Genomic DNA, 21,342 nt, shown 5'->3' with positions numbered 1-21,342 from the left:
TGGGGAAGGATCCTCTTAGCGGCCGTCCCTCACGCCTCCCGGTACCAGTCCTGGATGTTGTCCGTCTCGTTCGCCCAGCCGCTCAGCGCTGGCCGCAGCGTGTTGGCCGCGGCTTCCACCTTCAGGCGATGCATCACGGGTATGAACACGGTGTCCTGCCAAAGCAGATCGTTGCACTTGATGTATAGCGCGGCGCGCTTGACCGGATCGGTCTCGGACTCGGCCGCCGCAATGGCGGCATCATAGGCCTTGTTGACGTAGCGCGGAAAATTCTGGCCCTGCCACTTGTTCTCCTTGGTGGCCACATTGGCGGAGATGTAGCGGCGCATGTGCAAGGCCGGATCCGGCTGCGTCATCGGGATCTGGAACTCCTCGATGTCGGCATAGAACTTGGGGTAGGTATCGGGGTTGCCAACGTCCGACGAGAAGAACACCGAGGCAACGACCGATTTCAGCTCCACGTCGATGCCGGCCTTCTGGCAGGCCTGCTTGACGATCGCCTGGGTCTTCTGGCGCGGACCGTTGGTCGAGGTCTGGTACAGAAGTTTGAACTTCTTTCCGTCCTTCTCGCGGATGCCATCCGCCCCGACTTTCCATCCGGCGTCGTCGAGCATCTTCGACGCCTTCTCGATGTTGAACTCCCACGACGTGTTCTTAGAAACGAATTTTTCGGGACCGTTGAGGTAGTTGGCGGTGGCGCGGCCGGCGCGACCGTAGATCGCCTTCTTGACGGACTCGCGGTCGACGAGCAGGGAAAGTGCCTTGCGCACGTTCGGATCCGAGAGGATCGGGTGCTTGGTCTTCATCGAGGACCGTTCGCCATCAACCTCGGTGTGCGGATCGGTGAAGTTGATCGCAATGAACTCGATGTCGCCGCCGGTGGCGTAGAGCGTCTTGCCCTTGCCGCCCTTCTCCAGACGCAGCAGCACGTCGTCTTCGACCTGCATGTTCCAAGCGAAATCGAATTCGCCGGTCTGGATCACCGCCCGCGCCGCGGAGACGGCATCACCGCCACCCTTCATCTCGATCGTGTCGAAATGCGGCCGGTTGGGCATATGGTAGTCGGGATTGAGCTGGCCGCGCACCAGATCGCCCGGCTTGAACTCCACGAATTTATAGGGGCCGGTGCCCACCGGGGCCAGATTGCTCGGAGCCTCGCGGGACTTCGAACCCTTGTAGTCCGCGAACAGATGCTTCGGGAGAACGCAACCATAGGCGCCGACGAAGGCATTTGCCCAGAATGGCGTGGGAGTCTTGAACAGGATGCGAATCGAAAGATCGCTCACCTTCTCGACCGTAATCTCACCATAGGTGCTGATGCTGACGGCAGCCGTGGCGGGATCGCTGGCGTATTGCCAGGTGAACACGAAGTCGTCGGCAGAGAGCAGTTTGCCGTCGTGCCATTTGACTCCCGGCTTGATTTTCCAGACCACCGACTTGGCATCGGCGGCGAGACCGCCGTTTGCGACCGAGGGAATCTCTGCGGCGAGAATCGGGTTGAGATTGCCGTCGGCGTCCCAGCTTGCGAGCGGCTCATAGAACAACCGCGACCCGTCCTGGTCCTTGGTGCCGGTGGCGAAATGCGGATTGAGCAGCGTCGGCCCCTGCCACCACAAAAGCTTGAGAGGGCCGCCGCCCCCGCGCTTGGTTGGCTTATAGACCGCGGGGCTTTGCGCCATGGCAACGCCGCCGAGCGCGAGGATCTGATTGGCGAGGGGAGCGGTGAGACCGACAGCGGCCATGCGCTTGATGAAGGCGCGGCGATCCATTCGCCCGTCCTTCACGTCGCCGATCATCGAACGCAGTTCTTTATCCAGCATGGTTGTCCCCCGTCTGGTTCCCGTATGGATGAAGGCAGCCGCGGGGCGGCCGCCGGGTTTTGGCTCGCGGTAGATGGCACACCGAATGGGCCGCGCGTCAACTGCGACCGTGTGTATGCAAACAGTGTTGTGGCTGTCTGTTGGGCAAAACCATGTTCCGCAGCCCAAGCGTTCGGCAATCCGGCGCTAAAACACGCCGGATTCCGCGTTGCACTGCAGAAAATTTGTTCGCCACATCAGACGAAGTATTGAGGCGAAATTCTACGCCACGGACATGTTGAGCGGCGGCGCCACGTGGTCCGGCAGCGGGCAGACATAAGGTGTCTTGGCAGTCCGCTTCTTGAGGTCAGCCTTGGCGGCCTTGATCAGCTCCGGATCCGTCAGCGCCTTGATGCCGATACCCGCCATCGCCTTGGCAGCCTGCACCATCGCCTTGTGGGCGTGTCCGCTCTTGCCCTGCGCCACCACCTGCCAGGTGTGGAACGGCGTGCCGATTGCAACCGTCGGTGCGTGAACCTGCACGGTCGGCACGACCCAGCTCACATCGCCGACGTCGGTCGAGCCGACCAGCGGGTTGCGCTTGGCATCGAGCGGCACCAGGAAGTCGGCCAGCGGCCGATCGGTCGGCTCCATGCCGATCGCGTAATAGACCGACGCGATGTCCTTGTCGCTCAGCGTCGCGCGGATCTGGCTGGCAAAACCCTTGTCCGCGTCGTCGAAATGCGGCGGTCCGAGCTCTTCCATGACCCGATGCAGCGCCTGCTCCAGCGGCGTGTTCGGCAGGATGTTGGAGACCGCGGAGATGATCTTCATCTCGACCTTGGTCTCGGTCATCAACGCTGCGCCATCTGCGATCTTGCTCACGCGTCCGACGAGCTCGTTCATGCCGGGCAGATCGCGGGCGCGGATCGAGTAGCGCACGCGCGCATGCGCCTGCACCACGTTGGGGGCAATGCCGCCGGTGTCCAGCAACGCGTAATGCACGCGCGCATCGCTCGGCATGTGCTCGCGCATGTAGTTCACGCCGACATTCATCAATTCCACCGCGTCGAGCGCGGAGCGGCCGAGATGCGGGGAAGCCGCGGCATGCGAGGTGCGGCCGGTAAAGATGAAGTCTGCGCGCGTGTTGGCGAGCGACGGCGTCACCGCCACTTCCCAGAAGCTGTGCGGATGCCAGGTGATGGCGATGTCGGCATCCTCGAATGCACCGGAGCGCACCATGAACGCTTTTGCCGCGCCGCCCTCTTCGGCCGGGCAGCCGTAATAGCGCACGCGGCCCGGCACCTTGTTCTCGGCGAGCCAGTCCTTCACCGCGGTGGCGGCGAGCAGCGCCGCGGAACCGAGCAGATTGTGACCGCAGCCATGGCCGTGGCCGCCGGTCTCGACCGGACGGTGCTCGGCAACGCCGGCCTCCTGGCTGAGGCCCGGCAGCGCGTCATATTCACCCATGAAGGCAATGACCGGTCCGCCCTCACCCCATTCGCCCATCACCGCGGTCGGAATGCCCGCGACCTGCTCGGTGATGCGGAAACCCTGGTGGCGGAGCTCGGCGAGATGCTCGGCGGCGGACCGCGCTTCGGTGTAGCAGACCTCCGGCATGCCCCAGACCTTGTCGCTGAGGTCGATGAAACGTGCCTTGATCGTGTCGATGCCACGCCAGATGTCGCTGCGATTGTCCATGCTTCGGTCCGTGATCCCTGGGTCAAACGAAGCGGCAATGGTTAGCAGCTTCACTGCATGGCGCCTAGCACCTCGCCGGACACCAGCCATGCGGCGGATGCCGGATCGAACGACCACCTGCTTGCCGACCGCGCGCGAACCGCCCCGTACATTTCGAATATTTCACGCGGCGTTCTCCGGAATAGTTGGGGGACGAGGCTTTCAAGACGGCCTCCACCGGCCTAAATTATGCGTGCTTCGCGCGTCTTTCCGCTAGCCGCGGCGGGCGATGCACTCAGCCAGGAGAACTCCATGCCCGCCCTGACCGAATGGAGAGTGCCGCCGGCCAATCAGCCGCGTGCGAGCGATTACGGTTTCGATCTCGACCGCGCGCTAGCCTCCGTCGTCGGCCTGCACGCCATCATCCCACCAGACGCCTTCAGCGCCGAGACGCTGGGCACCGAACGCGCCGGCAATGGCGTCGTGATCGACGAGGGGCTGGTGCTCACCATCGGTTATCTCATCACCGAAGCCGAGTCCGTGTGGCTGCATGTCGGCGACGGGCGCGTGGTGGAGGGACATGTGCTCGGCTTCGATTCCGTCACCGGCTTTGGCCTGGTGCAGGCGCTCGGCCGGCTCGACGTCGAACCCTTGCCGCTCGGCATCTCGGCCGAGACCCGGCTCGGCGACCGCGTCGTGGTCGGCGGCGCCGGCGGACGCACGCGCTCGGTCGCGAGCCAGATCGTGGCCAAGCAGGAATTCGCAGGCTACTGGGAATATCTGCTGGACGAGGCCATCTTCACCCATCCCGCGCACCCGAACTGGGGCGGCACGGCGCTCCTCAACGAGCGCGGCGAGTTGATCGGCATCGGCTCGCTCCAGCTCGAACGCGAACGCGACGGCAAGGCCGAGCACGTCAACATGATCGTGCCGATCGACCTGTTGAAACCCATCCTTGACGATCTGCGCAGGTTCGGCCGCGTCAACAAGCCGGCGCGGCCGTGGCTCGGACTGTTTTCGACCGAGATCGACAACCGCGTGGTGGTGATCGGGATCTCCGCCAACGGCCCGGCCGCTCGTGCCGAGCTCAAGACCGGCGACGTCATCCTCGCTGTCGACGGCGAGAAGGTTACGAGCCAGACCGGCTTTTACAAGAAGCTGTGGGGGCTCGGCGCCGCCGGTGTCGACGTGCCGCTGACCGTGCACCATGAGGGCGTCACCTTCGACGTCACCGTGACCTCGACCGATCGCTTCAAGCTCTTGAAGGCGCCGAAGCTGCACTGACAAACCGAACCAAGGCAAGGACAAGCGGCGATGAGCGAGGCCGTCATTGACGACATCGTGACCGTGCTGCCGCGGCTGCTCAATGCACTGGAAGCACTCGGCTTCTTCGCCCGGCATCTGCATCCGCCGGCCTTTGGCTCGGTGATGAATGCGATCGGCACGCCGGACGAGACGCTGCAAACGGCGCGCACGGCGATCGGCGCCTGGCCGGAGCAGTTCGCCGGACTGCGCGAGCGGCTCGATCGCGCCTGCGACGAGACGCTCGCCGCCTTTGCCGGCATCCGCGAGGTCGAGCGCGGCAACGGCGATCTCGTCGCCGTCTTCCGCGCGCTGCGCCACGTGCCGCGCGCCCAGGAGGCACTCTATCCGCTGGCGGTGCAGTTTCCGCCGGTGAGCAGCTTCTTCCTCAACGCCGCCAATCGCGAGAATACCGACCTGCTGTCGCGGCTGGAAGCAGTCCAAGGCGAGCACACCGGAATCTTCCAAGATCACAACGAGCCCGGCACCCGCGGCGGCTTTTCGGTCTACGTGCCCGAATATTACACGCCCGACCGCGCCATGCCGCTGGTGATGGCGCTGCATGGCGGCAGCGGCAACGGCCGCGGTTTTCTGTGGAGCTGGCTGCGCGACGCCCGCACCCTGGGCGCGATCCTGGTGACGCCGACCGCGACCGGCCCGACCTGGGCGCTGATGGGTGACGATTCCGACACACCCAACCTCATGCGGATTCTCGAAACCGTGCGCGGCCGCTGGACCATCGACGCCTCGCGCATGCTGCTGACCGGCATGAGCGACGGCGGCACCTTCTGCTACGTCACCGGGCTCGATGGCGCCTCGCCTTTCACGCATCTCGCGCCGGTGTCGGCGACCTTCCATCCGTTGATGGCCGAAATGGCCGACGCCGCACGCCTGCAGCGCCTGCCGATCTACATCACCCACGGCAAGCTCGACTGGATGTTTCCGGTGCAGACCGCGCGGCAGACGCAGGCGGCCCTCTCCGCCGCCGGCGCCGATGTCGTCTATCGCGAAATCGACGACCTCAGCCACACCTATCCGCGCGAGATCAACGTGGAGCTGGTGGAGTGGCTGAATGGAGAATGAACAACCTCTCCTTGCCTGCGCCGTACTGCCGCGGAACCATCACTCCGGGCCGACGTTATCGCCCGTCACCGGAGGTTCGCCATGCAGACTTTTTTCGGAATGATCTTGGGAGCGCTGCTGCTCGGCTGCGGCGTGTACGTGTATGACTCGATGCAAACATCGTCGGTCGCCAACGGCGAGGTCGCGACGGCCAATCGCACCATCGTGAACTGGGACGTCGCCAAGGCCGACTGGAACGCGCTGCAGGATCGCGCGCACAAGGACTGGGTCCGCATCTCGTCCAAATAACTTCTCGAAGTAACGCCACCGACCAATGAACAAGGCGCCGTCGCGGCTCGCGGCGGCGCCTTTGCGTTGCTGGCGATCGGCGCGTCAGTTCATCTTGGCCTTGCGGGCGTCGGCGATGACCTGTTCGAACTCGGTCATGCTCAGAACGCCCGGTACGCGGTACTTGCCGACGATAAAGGACGGTGTGCCGCGGAAGCCGAAGGCTTCAGCCTGGTCGTTGTTGCGCTTGAGCACGGCATCGATGTCCTTGGCGCGATCGGCAAGGTCGCGCTTCAGGCGATTCATGTCGACACCGGCAGACGCGAGCAGCTCGTTGATACGCGGCTCGGTCAGGCGCGAGCTCACAGCCATCATGGCGTCATGGGCCTGATGGTACTTGTCTTGATATTTGGCCGCGAGCGCGATCCGCGCCGCCGTGACCGAGACCGGTCCGAGGATCGGCCAGTCCTTCATCACCAGCCTGACCTTGCCGTCGTCCTGGACGACCTGGCGCAGCTCGGGCTCGAGCTTGCGGCAATAGGGACAATTGTAGTCGGACCATTCGATGATGCTGATATTGCCGTCGGGATTTCCGGCGACAGGAACATCGGGATCGCGCAGCACCTTGGCTTCGGTCAGCACCTCGTCATCGTCGGTAGCCGCACGCGCCAAGGTAATCCCGCCGGTCGCGGCGAGAGCGCCCGCCCCGATCAGCGTCAGCGCCGCGCGCCGCGTCGGCACAAGGCCCTTGTTCCTGAATTCAGCCATATCTCGTCCCGTTTCGGTCCCATCGCCGCAAATACGGTTCGGGACCGGGAAATGTTACGGGTCATATAGAGCGTTGCGGGCGCGATGTCACCGCGATGCTATGCGCGGACCGGGGCCGCCACCTGCGATGCCGTAGCCCGGGGCAGCATCGCCATCAGCGTTCCGGCCATGGTGGCAATCAGCGTGGTCTTGCCGTCATGCTCGGCAAACGCCCTGGCCTCGCAGAAGGTCAGCGTACGGCCTGGCTTGACGACTTCGGCCTTGAAAACGAAACGCTCGCCGCGGGCTGGCGCGAGCAGCGTGGTCTTGAACTCGACGGTAAGGATATCCGCCTCGCGCGGCATCAAGGTGAAGGCGGCAACGCCGCAGGCGTTGTCGAGCCCCGCCGTGATGATGCCGGCATGAACAAAGCCGTTCTGCTGCGTGAAAGCCCTCGAGTGCAGCATTGCCAGTTCGACCTCGCCCGGCGCAAGGCGGACGATCACGATGCCGAGCGTGTGCATCGCCGTCTGGCCGTCGAACATGGCGATGGCCGCCGCGCGATAGCCCGGGTTTTTCGGCTCGAATGCGGCCATGGTTCAGACCTCGGCGGGTGCAGCGAGATGCCTCGAGGCGATCTCGCGGATGGCATCCATGAACGGCACCGATTTGCGCTGGCTGCGATCCATGTGCACGCCCGTGATCTCGCAAAACGCGGCGATCTCGCCGGTCTCGGCGTTGGCCATGTCGTGCCGGAAGCAGATCGACTTGTCGCGAAGCTCGAGCAGATGGCTGCGGATCTCGACGATGTCGCCGGCGAGGAGCTCGCGCCTGTAGGTGATGTTCTGCTGCACGGCGGCCATGCCGCGGCCGGAGCTGCGCAGATAGCTCGGCGTCAGTCCGAGGCGGGCGAACAGATTCCAGTTGGCCTCGTCGAATTTGCCGACATACCACATGATGTTCATGTGGCCGACGTGATCGCATTGCCACGGATAGACCGTGCCGCGATAGGTCGCCTCCTGCGCCATCGCCAGTCCTCCCTTGTTCTTTTCCGCCCTTCGATCTTTGATACGGTAGCGTATCAAGGTGCCCTCGCGTTAGCAATACGGCACCGTATCAAGAACCGGTGAGGCTTCCTTCATGAGCGACGGCAAGGGTGACGTCTGGGTCGAGGCGGGGTTTACCGAACTCGCGCGCTCGGGAGTCGAGGGGGTGCGGGTCGAGGTGCTGGCCAAGAACCTCGGCGTCACCAAGGGCGGCTTCTACCGCCGCTTCGCCGACCGTGCCGCGCTACTCGGCGCCATGCTGGAGCGCTGGCGCGAGGGGCGCTCGGCGGCGATCGCTCAGCAGACGAGCCTCGACGGGCAGAAACCCCGCGATCGGCTGAGGGCCGTGATCCAGCTTTATTCCGAGCGGCTCAATCCGGAGGGCATGGCGATCGAGCTGGCGATCCGGCAATGGGCCCGCTCGGACGAGAGCGCCGCAGCAGCGGTAGCGAACGTGGACGCGGCGCGGCTCAAGCATGTCGCTGAGCTCTATCGCGCGACTGGCCTCGAAGCCGACGAGGCGGAAGCACAGGCCTTCCTGTTCTACTGCTTCATCTTCGGCCAGAGCCTGCTGTTCGTCGAGCGCAGCCGGCGCAAGCGCACGCAGCTGGTGGCGAAATCGGCCGAGAAGCTGTTGGGCTAGGCCATCGGATCAAGCGAAATGGCCGGAGCTTTGCTCCGGCCATCGCATCAGGCCGAAGCTCAGGCGGCGCCCTTCAGCTTCTTGTTGCATTCGCTGTAATAGCCGCCGCCCTTCTCGATCCACTTCATGCCGCCATTGCCATTGGTGGTCTTGTTGGCGTTGTACTGGTCGACGCAGGTGTGGAGGCGCGCCTTGCCGGCGGTCTCCTTGGCATATTTCGGATCGACCGCGTTCGGATAGATCGCGGGGCCGGCCGGCAGGGTCGGCGCGGCAGCGGGGGCGGCCTCCTTCTTCGCCTGCTTCGGCTCGGCGGGAGCGGCAGGCGCAGCAGGAGCGGCCGCGGTCGGCGCAGCCGCAGGCGTCGCGTCCGCACCGCACTGGGCCTTGCGGAAGTCATTCCACTTCGTGGTGCCGAGCGAGCCGTCCTTCTTGGCGGCCTGGTATTTCGCGCTGCACTCCTGCGAGGTCAGAGCCTGCGCCGGCGCGCTCACCACCAGCGCCGCGAAGCCCGACAAAGCCACCGCACACAGCAATTTTGATCGAATGGTCATCCTTGGGTCTCCTCCTTGGTCTTCCCCCCGGGGAAGTGAAACGAGGATTGCTATCCTAGCGTGCCGGCGATTGGCGACAAGGAAGCGATGGCTCCTGCCGCCAAAATATAGTGATCCCGCCGGTTCGGATTATTCATGTCGCGTTCAGCAAGGCGAGCCGACGGTCCCAACCCTTCGCCATTCTCGCAAGATGAGTGCAACACCATGACCTTCACGTCTCGCCTCGCCGTCGTCGCCCTCGCCTCCCTGCTCGCCACCGGCACTGCCTTCGCGCAGACCGCCGCGCCGGCGGCCAAGACCGACGCGGCTACCACCGCCGACAAGAAGGTAACGAAGGAGCGCTCGGCCGAGTCGCTCGAATGCTCGAAGCAGGCGGACGCCAAGGGGCTGAAGGGCAAGGAGCGCAAGAAATTCCGCCGCGAGTGCAAGAAGGAAGCGAAGGCCGGCACCGCCGCCCCCGCGGCCGACAAGAAGTAAATCCGGCACAATACGGTTCGCGAGGGTCGGCGAGTGGCGCGCGCATTGCGGCATGACGAGCCTGCAATTGTGCGCCTCTCGCTGATTTGCGATAAGGTGGCGTGAAGCAAATCACCGCCTCCCTGCCGTTCGAATGGCCGAGCCGTGCCAAGATCTTGAGCACGGTGGAGACGCTCGTCATCGGCTCTGCCGGAGGCCTCGTGTTTCTGCTCGCGGGCCTGCCCGGCGGGTTGATCTCGGGCTCGATGATCGCGGTCGGGATCGCCGCGGTCGCCGGCCGCCAGCTGGCGCTGCCGCCGATCCTGACCCAGACCGTGCTGGTGCTGCTCGGCATCTCGCTGGGATCGGTCGTCTCGCGCCACCTGCTGCAACAGGTCAGCGCCTATCCGCTCACCATCGGCCTGCTTGCGCTCGCGACCTTCTGCTCGACCTTCGGCTCGAGCTATTACCTCCAGCGTGTCCACGGCTGGGACCGCACCTCGGCCTTCCTCGCCGGCAGTCCCGGCGCGCTGTCGCAGATCACGATTTTGGCGGTCGAGCGCGGCGCCGACCTGCCGGGCATTGCGGTGGTGCAGACCATGCGCGTCATCATCCTCACCGCGGCGCTGCCACTGGTGCTGGCGCTCGCCGGCGTGGCGCCCTCCGTCGCGCCATCGCTGACGACGACGATTGCCTCGCCGCTCGACCTCGTCGAACTGGTCGCGGCCTCACTGGCCGCGGCACTCCTGCTGCGCCTGATCAGGTTTCCGGCGAGCTGGATGTTCGGCGCGATGATCGGCTCCAGCGTGCTGCATGGCGCAGGCTGGGTCGAGGGCGGCCTGCCGGACTGGGTGCGCGGCGTGGCGCTGGTCGGCATCGGCGCCCTGATCGGCAGCCGCTTCGCGCGGATGCGGATCAGGACGCTCGCCGGCCACATCAACGCGGCGCTGGGCTCGTTTGCGGTGGCCATCGCCGTCTCCGCGATCTTCGTCGGCATCGTGGCGCTCACCACGCAGGTGAAGTTCTCGGACGTCGTGGTCGCCTACGCGCCGGGCGCGATGGACGCCATGCTGGCACTGGCCCTGACGCTGCACATCGACCCGATCTTCGTCGGCGCCCATCATCTGTCGCGCTTCGTGTTCGTGACGATCGCGACGCCGGGTATCGTGCACCTGTTCGGGCGCACGCAGGACGACGTGGACGACTAAGCTCTAGCGCTTCGCCGTTGCCACGAATCCCCAAGCGGCGGTCGCGGCCATGAGCAGCGAGATCAGCACGTTGTAACCGGCGAGGGAGAGCCCGAGGAAGCGCCACTGCACCTCGTCGCAGCGCACCACCTTCACGGTGTCGAGCTTCGACAGGAGATCGGCGGCATTGCCGAGCTTGACGACGGGACCGGAGCAGTCGGTCGGTCCCTTCCAGAAACCCCATTCGACGCCGGAGTGATAGGTGCCGAGCCCGGCATTGGCGAGGGTCGCCAGCGCCAGGATCGCGAGGGCCGCGAGCAGCAGCGGCCGCGGCGCGCCGCTCCGCGCCGCAAGCGCCGTGAGCGCGCCAAGCGGGATCGCGAGATAATAGGCGTAACGCTGCTCGAGGCAGAGCGGACAGGGCAGGATCTCCAGCACGAGCTGGAAGAACCAGGCGCCCGCGATCGTGGCTGCCGCAATCAGCGTGACGAGCAGCGAAGCGGTCAGCGCGGGGTTCGTGGCCGCCGGTTTGAACGCAGGTATTGCGGCACTCTGGGTCGTCACGGCAGCCTCTTCGGATGGGTCGCGCTCCCAAGCCTCTAGCCCCGGCCCATGCGGCTGTCGAGAACAGCCGGGATCACTTTGGCGCGGGTTGACCCCGCTTTGTCCATAGCTATAGTCCGCCGGCTTCGCGACGCCCTGTTTGGGGCCGACCGAGGGCCCCTGTGGCGGAACTGGTAGACGCGCTCGACTCAAAATCGAGTTCCGCAAGGAGTGCTGGTTCGATTCCGGCCAGGGGCACCAGCCTTCGCTGCTTCGCAGCTACGGCTTGGCAAGCCAGGCGCAATCCTATCCATGCGAAGCGGTGAAGGCTGTCCCGCCGAAGCCTTGGCGAAGGCGGACTGGTTCAACGAATCCAGCCCCTCCCCTCCCTGGCAATCGTCACACCTGCACTGTATAAGCCGGTAGCTTCTTCTCTCATTCGAAGGAGCTCATATGAACGACCTGCACGCGTGGCTTTCACAGCAGCACCACGGTTTGCGGACCTTCCGTATCTTCCAGCAAAAGCTCGAGACGCTCGGCCGGGACGATCCCGAACAGCGCGGCCTGTGCCGCCTGTTGAGCGGTCTCGTCGGCAGCTATGTCGAGACGTTCGACGAAGCCCCGCTGCCCGTCGAAATCGCTGACGGCGCCTATCATCGCCTGCTGACGCTGGTCGCGAGCCTCGATCTCGAGGGCGACCCCAGCCGGCGGCTCGCCGACATCAATCGGGTTGCAACCTGCGAACTCTGGCACTGACGGCGCGTGCGGCCGTACGGCCCGCATCCGGGTCCCGAGACACTTCGCCAGCAGAGAGCCGCGTACTTCCCGGCACGAGCCTCCCTCGCCGGGTTCGACTTCGCCGCGCCTATCCCTATATCGTGTGGCAATTCAGATCGATGCAGTGAGCAGCTTGGATGGCCAGGGGACGCACGACGCAAGCGGACGCCGACGACCTTCCCCGCTATTTCGTCTGGGTCCGGGGTCTCGAAGGCCCCGAGCCGCAGAAATGGAGGGCGATGGATTTCGGCGTCGGCGACTGGAAGCGGCCGCTGGTGCTGGCCTTTCTGGCGCTGCCCGAGGACGAACGGCAACTGTCGCTGTCGATGCTGGCCCGGCGCTATCCGCCGCCAAGGGTGGAAAGTTCATAGAGTGCGGTCTCGCTACTTCCCGCGTGCCGCCGTCGGCGTCAGGCCGAACCTCCGGCGGAAGCAGCGGTTGAAATAAGAGAGGTCGTTGAAGCCGCAGGCGAAGGCAATGTCGCTGATGCGACCTTCGCGATGGGCGAGAAGATCGGCCGCCTTGCGCAGGCGGAGCTCGTTGAGGCGCGTGGTGAAGCTGGCGCCGGCCTCGAACAGCAACTCGTTGACGTACCGTTCGGAGAGACCGGCTGCGGCGGCTAACCTCTGCGCGGAAAAATCCGGTTCGTGGAAGCGCGCCTCGAGGATCGTCAGCACGGCCTTGAGCCGTACGGCGCGCAGGCCCCGGCGTCGCGCCGCAGTCGCGATATCGCTGCGGGCACCGAGACCGATCGCGGCGAGGTCGAGCAGGTGCGCAGCGATTGCCATTCCGGCTTCGTCCGCCGCCGTTGAATGACGCAGCAGGAGATCGCTGTAGTCCATGGCCAGCGACAATGCTCCGCCGGGCTCGAGCTCGCAGCCGACAAGATCGTCGACGTCGGCGACCATCGCACGCAGCGTATCGACCGGCAGATGCACGTTGGTGAAGCGCTTGTGGCTTGCGCCGTCGGCGGCAAAGAACGGCTCGTCGAGCTTGAGCAGCACCATCGATCCCGGCCGCATGGTGAATTCGCGGCCGCGATGAACCACCTGCGAAGAGCGGTCGCCCGTGTTGCGCGCGAGGCAAAAGCGGTCGTCGCCGGTCTCGAGCACCTGGCGTTTTTCCCGCCGAACCGTCACGAAGCTGCCGTCGCAGCGCCCGAGCATGGTGGTGCCGATGTGGATCGAGTTCATCGTGGCGCGGAACGGCACGTCGGAGGCCGGATCGAGCTCGCCGGTGTTGGAGAAATGCTCGAACAGCTCCGCGAAGCGGATGAAGCGCTGCCGGTCGGACAGGTCCTGCGGCAGCATGTCTGTCGAGAGCGCCTTCCTGATGACGGACATCGAAAGAATTTCCAAGAAAGACTTTTGGGAAAAGCTCGTGCACGAAAGCGTGCCGAAGTCTGTCAGGCCTGAAACGAACGCCTGTTGAAGCCCGGCGAGCGCAGGGTATCAGCACGCCAACGTGAATCAAGCTGCGCCGGTCAGTCCAAGCCTCGACGCCGCCGGCGCCGGACAGTCCAAGACTGACTGCACGGGCGAGCCCTATTCAAGCGGCGGATGCGGCATTCCGCGACATGACGGACTGCGTCCGGGCAAACGGGCGGCCTCAGCCTGACGCCCGCTGGAGGAGAAGAAGACATGCGAACCTCTCTACCCCGCAGCCTCGTGCTCGGCGGCGGCATCGCGACCAGCCTCTGCGTCGGTTACGCGCTGGGCGCGCAGCCGCACATGGACCAAGCCATCGCGATCCTGCAATCCGCCCGCGCCGAGCTCGGCAAGGCCGAGCCGAACAAGGGCGGCCATCGCGAGAAGGCGCTCGGGCTGATCGACCAGGCGATCGCCGAGGTGCGCGCCGGCATTGCGTTCGCCGCCGGCCATTGAAGCAACGGCATTCGGGAGCACAAGACATGATGCGAACCATGTTCGCCGCAGCCCTCGCGCTCGGCGCAATCACGGGCTCTGCCGAGGCCATGCCGCTCGCCTCGCCCGGCGGGAGCGCGAATGGCGACGTCATCGCGGTCGCCGGCGGCTGCGGCCCCGGCTGGCACCGCGGCCCCAATGGCGGCTGCCTCAGAAATTACGCCAACCCGGCCGCGCATGCCTGCCCGCGCGGCTACCATATCGGCCCCGGCGGCGCGTGCCGCGGCAATGGCAGGTAGAGGCCAGGCCCATGACCAGCGACACCATGCACATCACGATGCAGCGGTTTCCGGTGTCGCCGCCTTGGCCCCCCTGATTATTCGGCCCCCATGATTATGGGTGTCGCGGCGTCCGCGCCGCCGCTAAAGTTGGCCTTGCGCCGCGGGGGACACGCGGTGCAGGACGATGAACATGAGCGAACAGGGCGAGACGGGTGAAGCCATCACCATCCTCCTCGTCGAGGACGACGCGCCGACCTGCTGGCGGCTCCAGGACGCGCTGGTCAAGGCCGGCTACGAGGTGCGCAGCGCCGGCACGCTCGCCGAGGCCCGCACCGGACTCGGCGAGCGTGCGCCGCGCGTGCTGCTGACCGATCTGCGGCTGCCCGACGGCCATGGCGTCGAGCTGATCCGCGAGACAAGGCAGCGCTTTCCCGACACCGAGATCATGGTGATCTCGGCGCTCGGCGACGAGGAGAGTGTCATCTCCGCGATCACGGTCGGCGCCACCGGCTATCTCCTGAAGGATGCGTTCCCCACCGATATCGCCACCACCGTGCGCGATCTGGTCGCCGGCCATTCGCCGATCTCGGCCTCGATTGCCCGCTTCATCGTGCGCAGAACGCAAGGTGCCGCGCAGAATTCGGCCGAGCCTCCGCCGGGTCCCGTGCTCAATACCGCCAGACTCACTCCACGCGAGATCGACATCCTCTGGGGCATCGCAAAAGGGTTCAGCTACGCCGAGATCGCGAGCCATCTCGGCCTTTCCAGGCAGACCGTACCCGGCCACATCAAGAACATCTATCGCAAGCTCGAAGTGCACACCCGTAGCGAAGCGGTGTTCGAGGCGGTGCAGCAGGGCCTGATCAAGCTGTGAGCGAGATCGCGGCAAAGGCAGCGGTCAAACCCGCGCGGCGCCGGCTGCTGGCCTCGCGCCTTGTGCCTTATCTGCTGATCCAGGCGCTGATCGTGGTCGCCACCATCCTCGGGCTGCGGCTGCTCCAGCCCAGCGATCCCGACGCTTTTGCGTTGGGCGAATTCTCGCTGCGGGAGGACGGCGTGGCGCGCCCCGTGATGCTGCCGCATTTCACCTCGTCACGCTATTCGCTCGCCGACCCACCGCTCTACACCGGCGCCTTCACGTTCCGCCGCGGCGATGCAGCGCCCGGATGGTCGGTATTCCTGCCGCGCTTCAGCAACGCGGTGGAGGTCGCCGTCAACGGCGTCGTCGTCCTGGATTCCCGGCGCGATGCCAATGCCAACCGGCCCGACCGGAACACACCCCAGATCGCAGCGATCCCGTCCTCGCTGCTGCGCGAGGGGGCGAACGAGATCACGGTGCGGCTGCTGGTGTGGGGACCGCTCAAGGGCTTTCTCGACACCGTCTATGTCGGCCCGGATGCCGCCTTGCGGCCCGCCTATGAAACACGCACGCTGCTGTTCGTCACATTGCCCGTGGTGTTCTCCGCCTGGCAGTCGATCCTCGCCGTCATCCTCGCCATCATGTGGCTGATGCGCCGCCGCGAGCCGGTCTATGGCGTGCTGGCCGCGGCAATGGTGCTCGGCGTCATCCAGGCCTTCTCGCCGCCGCCGGTGCCGCCGGCCACGGTATCCCGGCTCGCCGCCGTGCTGCTGGCGTCCGCTCCGATGGAGAGTGCGCTGATCGTGGTGTTCGGCGTGCTGTTCTTCGGCTGGCGCTGGCCGCGCTACGGCACACTGCTGTTCGCGCCGGGGATTGTCGTGTTCGTCGTCGGACTGATCGCCGGCCCGCCGCTGCCGCGCATTCTCTTTCTCGTTCTCGGCATCCCGACGGTCGGGGTCTGCTTGTTCCTGATGGCCTGCGTGACCGCGGCCGCGGTGGTGCGGCGGCAGGACGCGGCCAGCTTCACGCTCGGCTGCGCGGTGTCGATCGTGCTGACCTGTTGGGTCCACGACATGCTGTCGGTGTTCGAGATCATGTCCAACGAGCGCATCTTCGTCTCGCGCCTGTCCTATTCGGCGATGCTGGTCGCGATCGGCGCCGGCCTGACCTGGCGCTTCGCCCGCGCGTTGAACCAGGTCGACAGTTTTGCAGGCCAGCTCGTGACGCGCGTGCGAGAGGTCGAGGAGCGGCTGAAGGCGAGCTTCGTCCGCGAGGAGGCGCGCGCCCGCGCCGCCGCGCTCGCCGATGAGCGCACGCGGCTGATGCGGGACCTGCATGACGGCCTCGGCGGCCAGCTGGTCAGCATCGTCGCACTCTCCGAGCGCGGCCATGAGGGCCCGACCATCACTGACGCCGCCCGCGCCGCGCTGAAGGACCTCCGCCTCGTCATAGATTCCATGGACGACATCGGCGGCGACCTGATGCTTGCACTCGGTTCCTGGCGCGAACGTGCGACCGCGCAGTTGCGACCGCACGACATCGCGCTCGACTGGCACGTGGCGACGCCACAGGGGCTGCCGCTGCATCCCGAGCTCAGGCCATGGCACGTCATCCAGATCGTGCGCATCCTCGACGAAGCCGTGACCAATGCGGTCAAGCACGCCCAGGCCCGCCACATCACCGTCACCATCGAGACGCGTGGCGATGGCCATGGGGATGGTCAAGCGGGTGGTCATGGTGGTCGTGGGCCGTATGGCGTGATCAGCGTTGCCGACGACGGCAAGGGTTTCGCGCTCGCCGGCGAGGTTGCGAGCGCAGGCCAGACCGCGCGCGGCCTGCGCAACATGAGGAGCCGCGCCGCGCGCTGCGGGGCGGCGTTCGATCTGCATTCGGATTCCTCGGGGACGCGCGTGCGGCTGCAACTGCCGCAGATTTTTCCCGACAGCGATGCCGCCGCGAGCTGAAAAGCCCCCTCTCCGAACGTGTGGGACGCGCGGAGAGAGGGACGGGCCGGATGTTTTGCCCGCGGAGGACGGGGGGTTCGTCCGCAAGGCTCCTTCGCCCGAACTCTTCTCCCTCATCCCTCATCCCGCATCCGCGTTCGCCAAAGCTTCGGCGGACAAGAGCGGGACGAGGTGAAGACAAGCTCAGCGCACGCCGACGCGATTGACCGGACCACCGCGATTCATCGGCGTGCCCGCGCGCACGCCAACACCGGGCGCACCGACACCGGGTGTCGCGACCGCGACCGCCGCAACCGGCGCGACCACCACCGCCGCGGTCGGCCGCACCACGCAGCCCTTTGGCACGCCGACCGTCTTGCAATAGACCACCGCTTGCGCAGGGCTCGTGCCCATCGACACCATCGCCGCACCCGCCAGCGCCATGATCGTCAGCCCGGCGCTCAGCGCTCCCGCTCTTTTCGACATCTTGCTCTCCTGCTTCCCGTTCGGCGTCCCGATGCAATCACCGGGTCTCGCAGCCGACGTGCAGCCTGAATGGCAAAAGACGGCGGACAGATACATGCCATGAAAATGGGGGTACGGCAGCCTGATGGACCGGCCGACGCCATGAACATGGCATGGACCTGCGCCCGGCCTTCGCGAGATGGTCCGGCTCGTTCGATCCCAAGCGGGACCAACGACATTCCCAATGAGGTGCTCTATGAAGATTTCGGTTCTTGCCGCGCTGCTGCTCGCCGCCACCGCCCTGCGCGCCGCGGCGCAATCCGGCCCGACGCTGCAGGAGCAGATGGCCTGCCGCGGCGACGCTAGCAAATTCTGCGCTGAACATGTCGGCAAGCCGCCGCAGATGAACGCTTGCCTGCGCGAGAACAAGTCGAAGCTCTCCGATGCCTGCCGCAAGGTCGTCGAGTCGCGTGGGGGATGAGCACGGTTTCACCCTCCTCTGGAGGGAAGGGTGAGAGCGTACGATCGTTTCCGAAGCACAAATCTTGCAAGCGCTCCGCGGGATGAAGGTCTTCGCGGAGCGTTTCCCAATGTACGACACGATCATCGTAGGCGCCGGCTCGGCCGGCTGCGTGCTGGCCAACCGGCTGTCGGCCGATCCGCACCGCAAGGTGCTGGTGCTGGAGGCAGGCCGTGCGGCGCCGCTGGCGTCCGACATTCCGTCGGACTGGCCGACGATGTTCAACACCGCGGTCGACTGGGGCTATTACACCGAACCGCAAGCCGGCTGCCGCGGCCGGCGGATCTTCTGGCCGCGCGGCAAGATGGTCGGCGGCTCCGGCGCGATGAACGCGATGATCTATATCCGCGGCCTGCCCTCCGATTACGACGGCTGGGCGAAGGCAGGCTGCGCCGGCTGGGCGTGGCGCGACGTGCTGCCGAAGTTCATCGCGTTCGAGAACAATGCGCGCTTCATCGACGATCCCCTGCACGGCACGAGCGGGCCGCTGCACGTCGCCGACGTTCCCCATGTCGACCCGAACGAACTGAAATGGCTCGAGGCGGCACGGGCCGCAGGGCTCCCGTACAATCCCGATTTCAACGGCACGACCCAGGAAGGCGCCGGCTTGTTCCAGTTCGTCATCAAGGACGGCGAGCGCTTCGGCACCGGCAAGGCCTATCTGCGGCCGGCGCTGACGCGGGCCAATCTCACGCTGAAGACAAGCGTGCGCGTCACCCGCATCATCATCGAGCACTCCCGCGCTATCGGCGTCGAATATCTCGAGGACGGGCAGCCGAAGAGCGCCTTCGCAACCAGCGAGGTGGTGCTCGCCTCCGGGGCCATCGGCTCGGCACAACAATTGTTGCTGTCGGGCGTCGGCCCGGCTGACGAATTGAAGGCCGTCGGCGTCGACGTCGTGAATGAGCTGGCAGGCGTCGGCAAGGATCTCCAGGACCACATCAACATTCCCATCACCTTCTACACGAAGGAGAAGATCGGCGTCGGTGCCTGGACCGACCAGAGTCTCGCCGCGAGCCTTGCGGAATGGCAGGCGCACCGCAGCGGCCCGCGCACGTCTCCCTGGGTCGCCGCCGGCGCACATGTGCGGAGCCGTCCCGGCGTCGAGCCCGACCTTCAGCTCTACGGCGCGATCAGCCCGCACCGCGACTATGTTCGTTTCCTGTCGTCCAAGCCGGGCATCACGCTGCATGCGACCTTGCAGCGGCCGAACAGCCGCGGCCAGATCACGCTGCGCTCGTCGGACCCGATCGAGCATCCCGCGATCGATCCCGGCTATTTTTCGTCGGACGCCGGCGGCAACGACCTCGCGACCATGATCGAAGGCGTGCGCCTCAATCGCCGCATCGCCGCGCAATCACCGCTCAAGGAGATGATCGCAAGCGAGGTGACGCCGAGCGCGGAAGCGGTGAGCGACAGCGAAATCGCCGACTATATTCGCGGTCATTGCACGACACTCTATCACGCCGCCTCGACCTGCCGGATGGGCACGGATGCCATGGCCGTCGTCGATCCGCAGCGCTTGCAGGTGCGCGGCATCGATGGCCTGCATGTCGCCGACGCCTCGGCGATCCCGATCATGATCTCCGGCAACATCCAGACGCCGACCATCCTGATCGCCGAACGCGCGGCGGCAGCGATTCTCGGCTGACGCACGGCTCAAGGCTTTTCGGCTCAACGCTTCTACGCGACCACGGGACGGGGCCGAGCGCAGCTTCAGGTCATGGTACGGCTCATGGTATCGGGGTCGCGCGACCTTGCGGGCTAGTCGTCGTCAGACCCGAATAGCCTGATCTGCGGGAAGCCGCCGCGCGGACGGCTTGCGACATCGCGCGCATCGGAATCCTCGCGGATGTTGCGCGCGACGTCGTCCCAATCCGTGCGGTCGCGCATACTTCGCGGCTCGCGGGAATCATAGTGACGGCGCTCTGCCCAACGGTCGCGGCGCTCCGTCCGGCGCCGTTCGGACGCGGCACGCTTCACGTCAGAATCCCTGGCTTTAGCGTAAGCGTTGTCGGGGGAGGATGACGGCTCGGTCGATGCCTGCCGCTCGGCAGGCTTTTCGACTTGCGGATGCGATGCCGGTGCCGGCCTGGGCGGCTCCACTGCGGCCGCTTGCGAAGGCTGTGGCGCCGGGGGCTCCGCGTTCGCCTGAGTGGTCTGCGTGTCGGGCTTTGCGGCTTCGGTTTTGGCGGCTTCGGACTTTTCTTCGGACTTCTTGTCAGACTTGGCTTCGGCCTGCGCCAGCGGGGCGATCATGGTGCCGAAGGCTTGCGAACCGGTGAGATATTGCAGGCGTTCGGATGGCGCGTCCGTCGTTGCGGGTTTGGCGGCTTCAGCGCGCTGCGCCAGCTTGCTCGTGTCCGGACCTTGCTTGGGCGAGACCGGATTCATGATATTGCCGGCGACAATGCCGCCGCCGAGACCGATGGCGATGGCCATGACGATGGTTCCGGCACCGACGAAATAGGCTGTCGAGGCGCGCATTGGTCCACTCCCTCTTTGGAGCGAGCAACGCTTGTCGATTGCCGGATGTTCCTGATACCGGTGCAGTTTCCGGAGGAACCTGCGCGTCAGATCTGCTGCGCGACCTTCTCGAGCCCGATGATGCGGGCGAGCTTGCGCACTTCCTCTTTCTGGTCGTCACGCAACTGGAACAGCAGCGGCATCGCCGCCGACTTCAACTGCTGGACCTCGTCGCAATTGGGATCGATCGGCACGGCCTGCCCATGTGGATTGGAGAGCTTGTTGGCCGAAATCTTGCGGACGACATTACGCAGCGCGGCCTCGACCGAGGGCCAGTAATATTCCTGCGACGACGACAGTTTCAGGCGATCCTTGATGCCCGATATCTGAACGTCGGAGAGCAGCGAATAGGATTTCTGCGGCTGCGGCTTGGCCACGACCTTGGGCTTGGCCGGGACTTCGACCGCCGGAACCTCCGCCGCCGCGGGTGCCTCGTTCACATTCGCCTTGGGCATCGGGAAATCCGTCGGCGACGCGGCAGCGAACGCCTGGCGCAGCGGCTCGGTCAGCACCGGCATCCGTGACAGCTTGTCCGCGGGAACCTGCACCGGGTCGATCGCGGCCGAGGCCAGCGCCAGCGTCGGAACCAGGCGGTCGGCCTTGGCTGCGCGGTTGGTCGCGAGCGGCTTGGGCGGCGTCTGCGAGATCATTTCTGCGCTGACATCGGGCACGCTGTCGCGGCCGAGAATGGCGGTTGTGGCAGCGCCGAGGACGAGGAAACAGGTCAGCACGAGGATGGTGATGGCTCTGGACAAACGTCTCTCCGCGTCCGACTTCAAGTCCATGTGATCAGTGCCCGGAAACT

At 65.7% G+C, this 21,342-nt stretch carries 25 protein-coding genes and 1 tRNA gene; 15 read left to right on the top strand and 11 right to left on the bottom strand.

Annotated elements, in window-relative coordinates; genetic code table 11:
* Positions 1–29: 29 nt before the first annotated feature.
* Positions 30–1,820 carry a peptide ABC transporter substrate-binding protein gene (locus OC450_RS24365; RefSeq protein WP_262048821.1) on the bottom strand — a complete coding sequence of 597 codons (1,791 nt, stop codon included), beginning with the start codon at positions 1,818–1,820 and terminating at the stop codon, positions 30–32.
* 261 nt (positions 1,821–2,081) lie between these two features.
* Complete coding sequence (locus tag OC450_RS24360) at positions 2,082–3,500, bottom strand: M20 family metallopeptidase (RefSeq protein WP_262048820.1); 1,419 nt, start codon at positions 3,498–3,500, stop codon at positions 2,082–2,084.
* Between the two features lie 291 nt (positions 3,501–3,791).
* Between OC450_RS24360 and OC450_RS24355 the strand changes: the two genes are divergently transcribed.
* From OC450_RS24355 to OC450_RS24345, 3 genes are all read left to right on the top strand, one after another.
* Positions 3,792–4,763, top strand: coding sequence for a S1C family serine protease (locus OC450_RS24355; protein WP_211381204.1), 972 nt, complete (start codon positions 3,792–3,794; stop codon positions 4,761–4,763).
* Between the two features lie 30 nt (positions 4,764–4,793).
* Positions 4,794–5,864, top strand: coding sequence for a phospholipase (locus OC450_RS24350; RefSeq protein ID WP_262048819.1), 1,071 nt, complete (start codon positions 4,794–4,796; stop codon positions 5,862–5,864).
* 81 nt (positions 5,865–5,945) lie between these two features.
* Positions 5,946–6,152: a hypothetical protein gene (locus tag OC450_RS24345; protein WP_045005422.1), complete on the top strand. Its 207-nt coding sequence runs from the start codon at positions 5,946–5,948 to the stop codon at positions 6,150–6,152.
* Positions 6,153–6,236: 84 nt separating this feature from the next.
* Here the strand turns inward: OC450_RS24345 and OC450_RS24340 are convergent, their stop codons facing one another.
* The 3 genes from OC450_RS24340 to OC450_RS24330 form a co-directional block, all read right to left on the bottom strand.
* On the bottom strand, positions 6,237–6,899 hold the full coding sequence (locus tag OC450_RS24340) for a DsbA family protein (protein WP_262048818.1): 663 nt from the start codon (positions 6,897–6,899) through the stop codon (positions 6,237–6,239).
* Positions 6,900–6,997: 98 nt separating this feature from the next.
* Positions 6,998–7,474, bottom strand: a complete 477-nt coding sequence (locus OC450_RS24335) for a PaaI family thioesterase (RefSeq protein WP_262048817.1) — start codon at positions 7,472–7,474, stop codon at positions 6,998–7,000.
* A gap of 3 nt (positions 7,475–7,477) precedes the next feature.
* On the bottom strand, positions 7,478–7,906 hold the full coding sequence (locus OC450_RS24330; protein ID WP_262048816.1) for an acyl-CoA thioesterase: 429 nt from the start codon (positions 7,904–7,906) through the stop codon (positions 7,478–7,480).
* 112 nt (positions 7,907–8,018) lie between these two features.
* On the opposite strand from OC450_RS24330, the gene OC450_RS24325 reads away from it, so the two are divergent.
* Positions 8,019–8,567 carry a TetR/AcrR family transcriptional regulator gene (locus OC450_RS24325; RefSeq protein WP_262048815.1) on the top strand — a complete coding sequence of 183 codons (549 nt, stop codon included), beginning with the start codon at positions 8,019–8,021 and terminating at the stop codon, positions 8,565–8,567.
* A gap of 59 nt (positions 8,568–8,626) precedes the next feature.
* Here the strand turns inward: OC450_RS24325 and OC450_RS24320 are convergent, their stop codons facing one another.
* Complete coding sequence (locus tag OC450_RS24320; RefSeq protein ID WP_262048814.1) at positions 8,627–9,118, bottom strand: hypothetical protein; 492 nt, start codon at positions 9,116–9,118, stop codon at positions 8,627–8,629.
* Between the two features lie 204 nt (positions 9,119–9,322).
* Between OC450_RS24320 and OC450_RS24315 the strand changes: the two genes are divergently transcribed.
* Together OC450_RS24315 and OC450_RS24310 are read left to right on the top strand one after the other, a co-directional pair.
* Positions 9,323–9,595 (top strand): PsiF family protein, encoded by a 273-nt coding sequence (locus OC450_RS24315; protein ID WP_211381197.1) that lies wholly within the window; start codon positions 9,323–9,325, stop codon positions 9,593–9,595.
* A gap of 101 nt (positions 9,596–9,696) precedes the next feature.
* The gene (locus OC450_RS24310; RefSeq protein ID WP_211381196.1) at positions 9,697–10,782 is read left to right on the top strand and encodes an AbrB family transcriptional regulator; all 1,086 of its coding nucleotides are present in this window, start codon (positions 9,697–9,699) and stop codon (positions 10,780–10,782) included.
* Between the two features lie 3 nt (positions 10,783–10,785).
* On the opposite strand, the gene OC450_RS24305 is transcribed toward OC450_RS24310, so the two are convergent.
* On the bottom strand, positions 10,786–11,325 hold the full coding sequence (locus tag OC450_RS24305) for a disulfide bond formation protein B (RefSeq protein ID WP_211381195.1): 540 nt from the start codon (positions 11,323–11,325) through the stop codon (positions 10,786–10,788).
* Between the two features lie 155 nt (positions 11,326–11,480).
* On the opposite strand from OC450_RS24305, the gene OC450_RS24300 reads away from it, so the two are divergent.
* The 3 genes from OC450_RS24300 (at position 11,481) to OC450_RS24290 (ending at position 12,452) form a co-directional block, all read left to right on the top strand.
* Positions 11,481–11,565: transfer RNA gene (locus OC450_RS24300), tRNA-Leu, on the top strand.
* A gap of 192 nt (positions 11,566–11,757) precedes the next feature.
* Positions 11,758–12,060: a hypothetical protein gene (locus OC450_RS24295; protein ID WP_211381194.1), complete on the top strand. Its 303-nt coding sequence runs from the start codon at positions 11,758–11,760 to the stop codon at positions 12,058–12,060.
* A gap of 158 nt (positions 12,061–12,218) precedes the next feature.
* Positions 12,219–12,452 carry a hypothetical protein gene (locus OC450_RS24290; RefSeq protein WP_211381193.1) on the top strand — a complete coding sequence of 78 codons (234 nt, stop codon included), beginning with the start codon at positions 12,219–12,221 and terminating at the stop codon, positions 12,450–12,452.
* A 12-nt stretch (positions 12,453–12,464) separates the two neighbouring features.
* Here the strand turns inward: OC450_RS24290 and OC450_RS24285 are convergent, their stop codons facing one another.
* Entirely contained in the window at positions 12,465–13,424 is a 960-nt protein-coding gene (locus tag OC450_RS24285; RefSeq protein WP_262048813.1) for a helix-turn-helix transcriptional regulator, read from the bottom strand.
* 297 nt (positions 13,425–13,721) lie between these two features.
* On the opposite strand from OC450_RS24285, the gene OC450_RS24280 reads away from it, so the two are divergent.
* The 4 genes from OC450_RS24280 (at position 13,722) to OC450_RS24265 (ending at position 17,047) form a co-directional block, all read left to right on the top strand.
* Positions 13,722–13,964, top strand: coding sequence for a hypothetical protein (locus tag OC450_RS24280; RefSeq protein ID WP_211381191.1), 243 nt, complete (start codon positions 13,722–13,724; stop codon positions 13,962–13,964).
* A gap of 26 nt (positions 13,965–13,990) precedes the next feature.
* Positions 13,991–14,242 carry a GCG_CRPN prefix-to-repeats domain-containing protein gene (locus OC450_RS24275; protein ID WP_372703193.1) on the top strand — a complete coding sequence of 84 codons (252 nt, stop codon included), beginning with the start codon at positions 13,991–13,993 and terminating at the stop codon, positions 14,240–14,242.
* A gap of 172 nt (positions 14,243–14,414) precedes the next feature.
* A complete protein-coding gene (locus OC450_RS24270) occupies positions 14,415–15,098 on the top strand; it encodes a response regulator (RefSeq protein ID WP_262048812.1) in 684 nt (227 codons plus the stop codon).
* On the top strand, positions 15,095–17,047 hold the full coding sequence (locus OC450_RS24265) for a sensor histidine kinase (RefSeq protein ID WP_262048811.1): 1,953 nt from the start codon (positions 15,095–15,097) through the stop codon (positions 17,045–17,047). The genes OC450_RS24270 and OC450_RS24265 overlap by 4 nt, the downstream gene beginning before the upstream one ends.
* Positions 17,048–17,230: 183 nt before the next feature.
* Here OC450_RS24265 and OC450_RS24260 read toward each other — a convergent pair whose 3' ends face one another.
* A complete protein-coding gene (locus tag OC450_RS24260; RefSeq protein ID WP_262048810.1) occupies positions 17,231–17,512 on the bottom strand; it encodes a hypothetical protein in 282 nt (93 codons plus the stop codon).
* 235 nt (positions 17,513–17,747) lie between these two features.
* On the opposite strand from OC450_RS24260, the gene OC450_RS24255 reads away from it, so the two are divergent.
* Positions 17,748–17,972, top strand: coding sequence for a cysteine rich repeat-containing protein (locus tag OC450_RS24255; RefSeq protein ID WP_211381187.1), 225 nt, complete (start codon positions 17,748–17,750; stop codon positions 17,970–17,972).
* Positions 17,973–18,081: 109 nt separating this feature from the next.
* A complete protein-coding gene (locus OC450_RS24250; protein WP_262048809.1) occupies positions 18,082–19,662 on the top strand; it encodes a GMC family oxidoreductase in 1,581 nt (526 codons plus the stop codon).
* A 113-nt stretch (positions 19,663–19,775) separates the two neighbouring features.
* Here the strand turns inward: OC450_RS24250 and OC450_RS24245 are convergent, their stop codons facing one another.
* Complete coding sequence (locus OC450_RS24245) at positions 19,776–20,498, bottom strand: hypothetical protein (RefSeq protein ID WP_262048808.1); 723 nt, start codon at positions 20,496–20,498, stop codon at positions 19,776–19,778.
* 86 nt (positions 20,499–20,584) lie between these two features.
* A complete protein-coding gene (locus OC450_RS24240) occupies positions 20,585–21,292 on the bottom strand; it encodes a hypothetical protein (RefSeq protein ID WP_211381184.1) in 708 nt (235 codons plus the stop codon).
* Positions 21,293–21,342: the final 50 nt, after the last annotated feature.

Origin of the sequence: Bradyrhizobium sp. Bra78 (assembly GCF_024519855.1) — a bacterium.
GTDB classification, from domain to species: domain Bacteria; phylum Pseudomonadota; class Alphaproteobacteria; order Rhizobiales; family Xanthobacteraceae; genus Bradyrhizobium; species Bradyrhizobium japonicum_G.
This window is presented reverse-complemented; position numbering and strand designations above follow the sequence as displayed.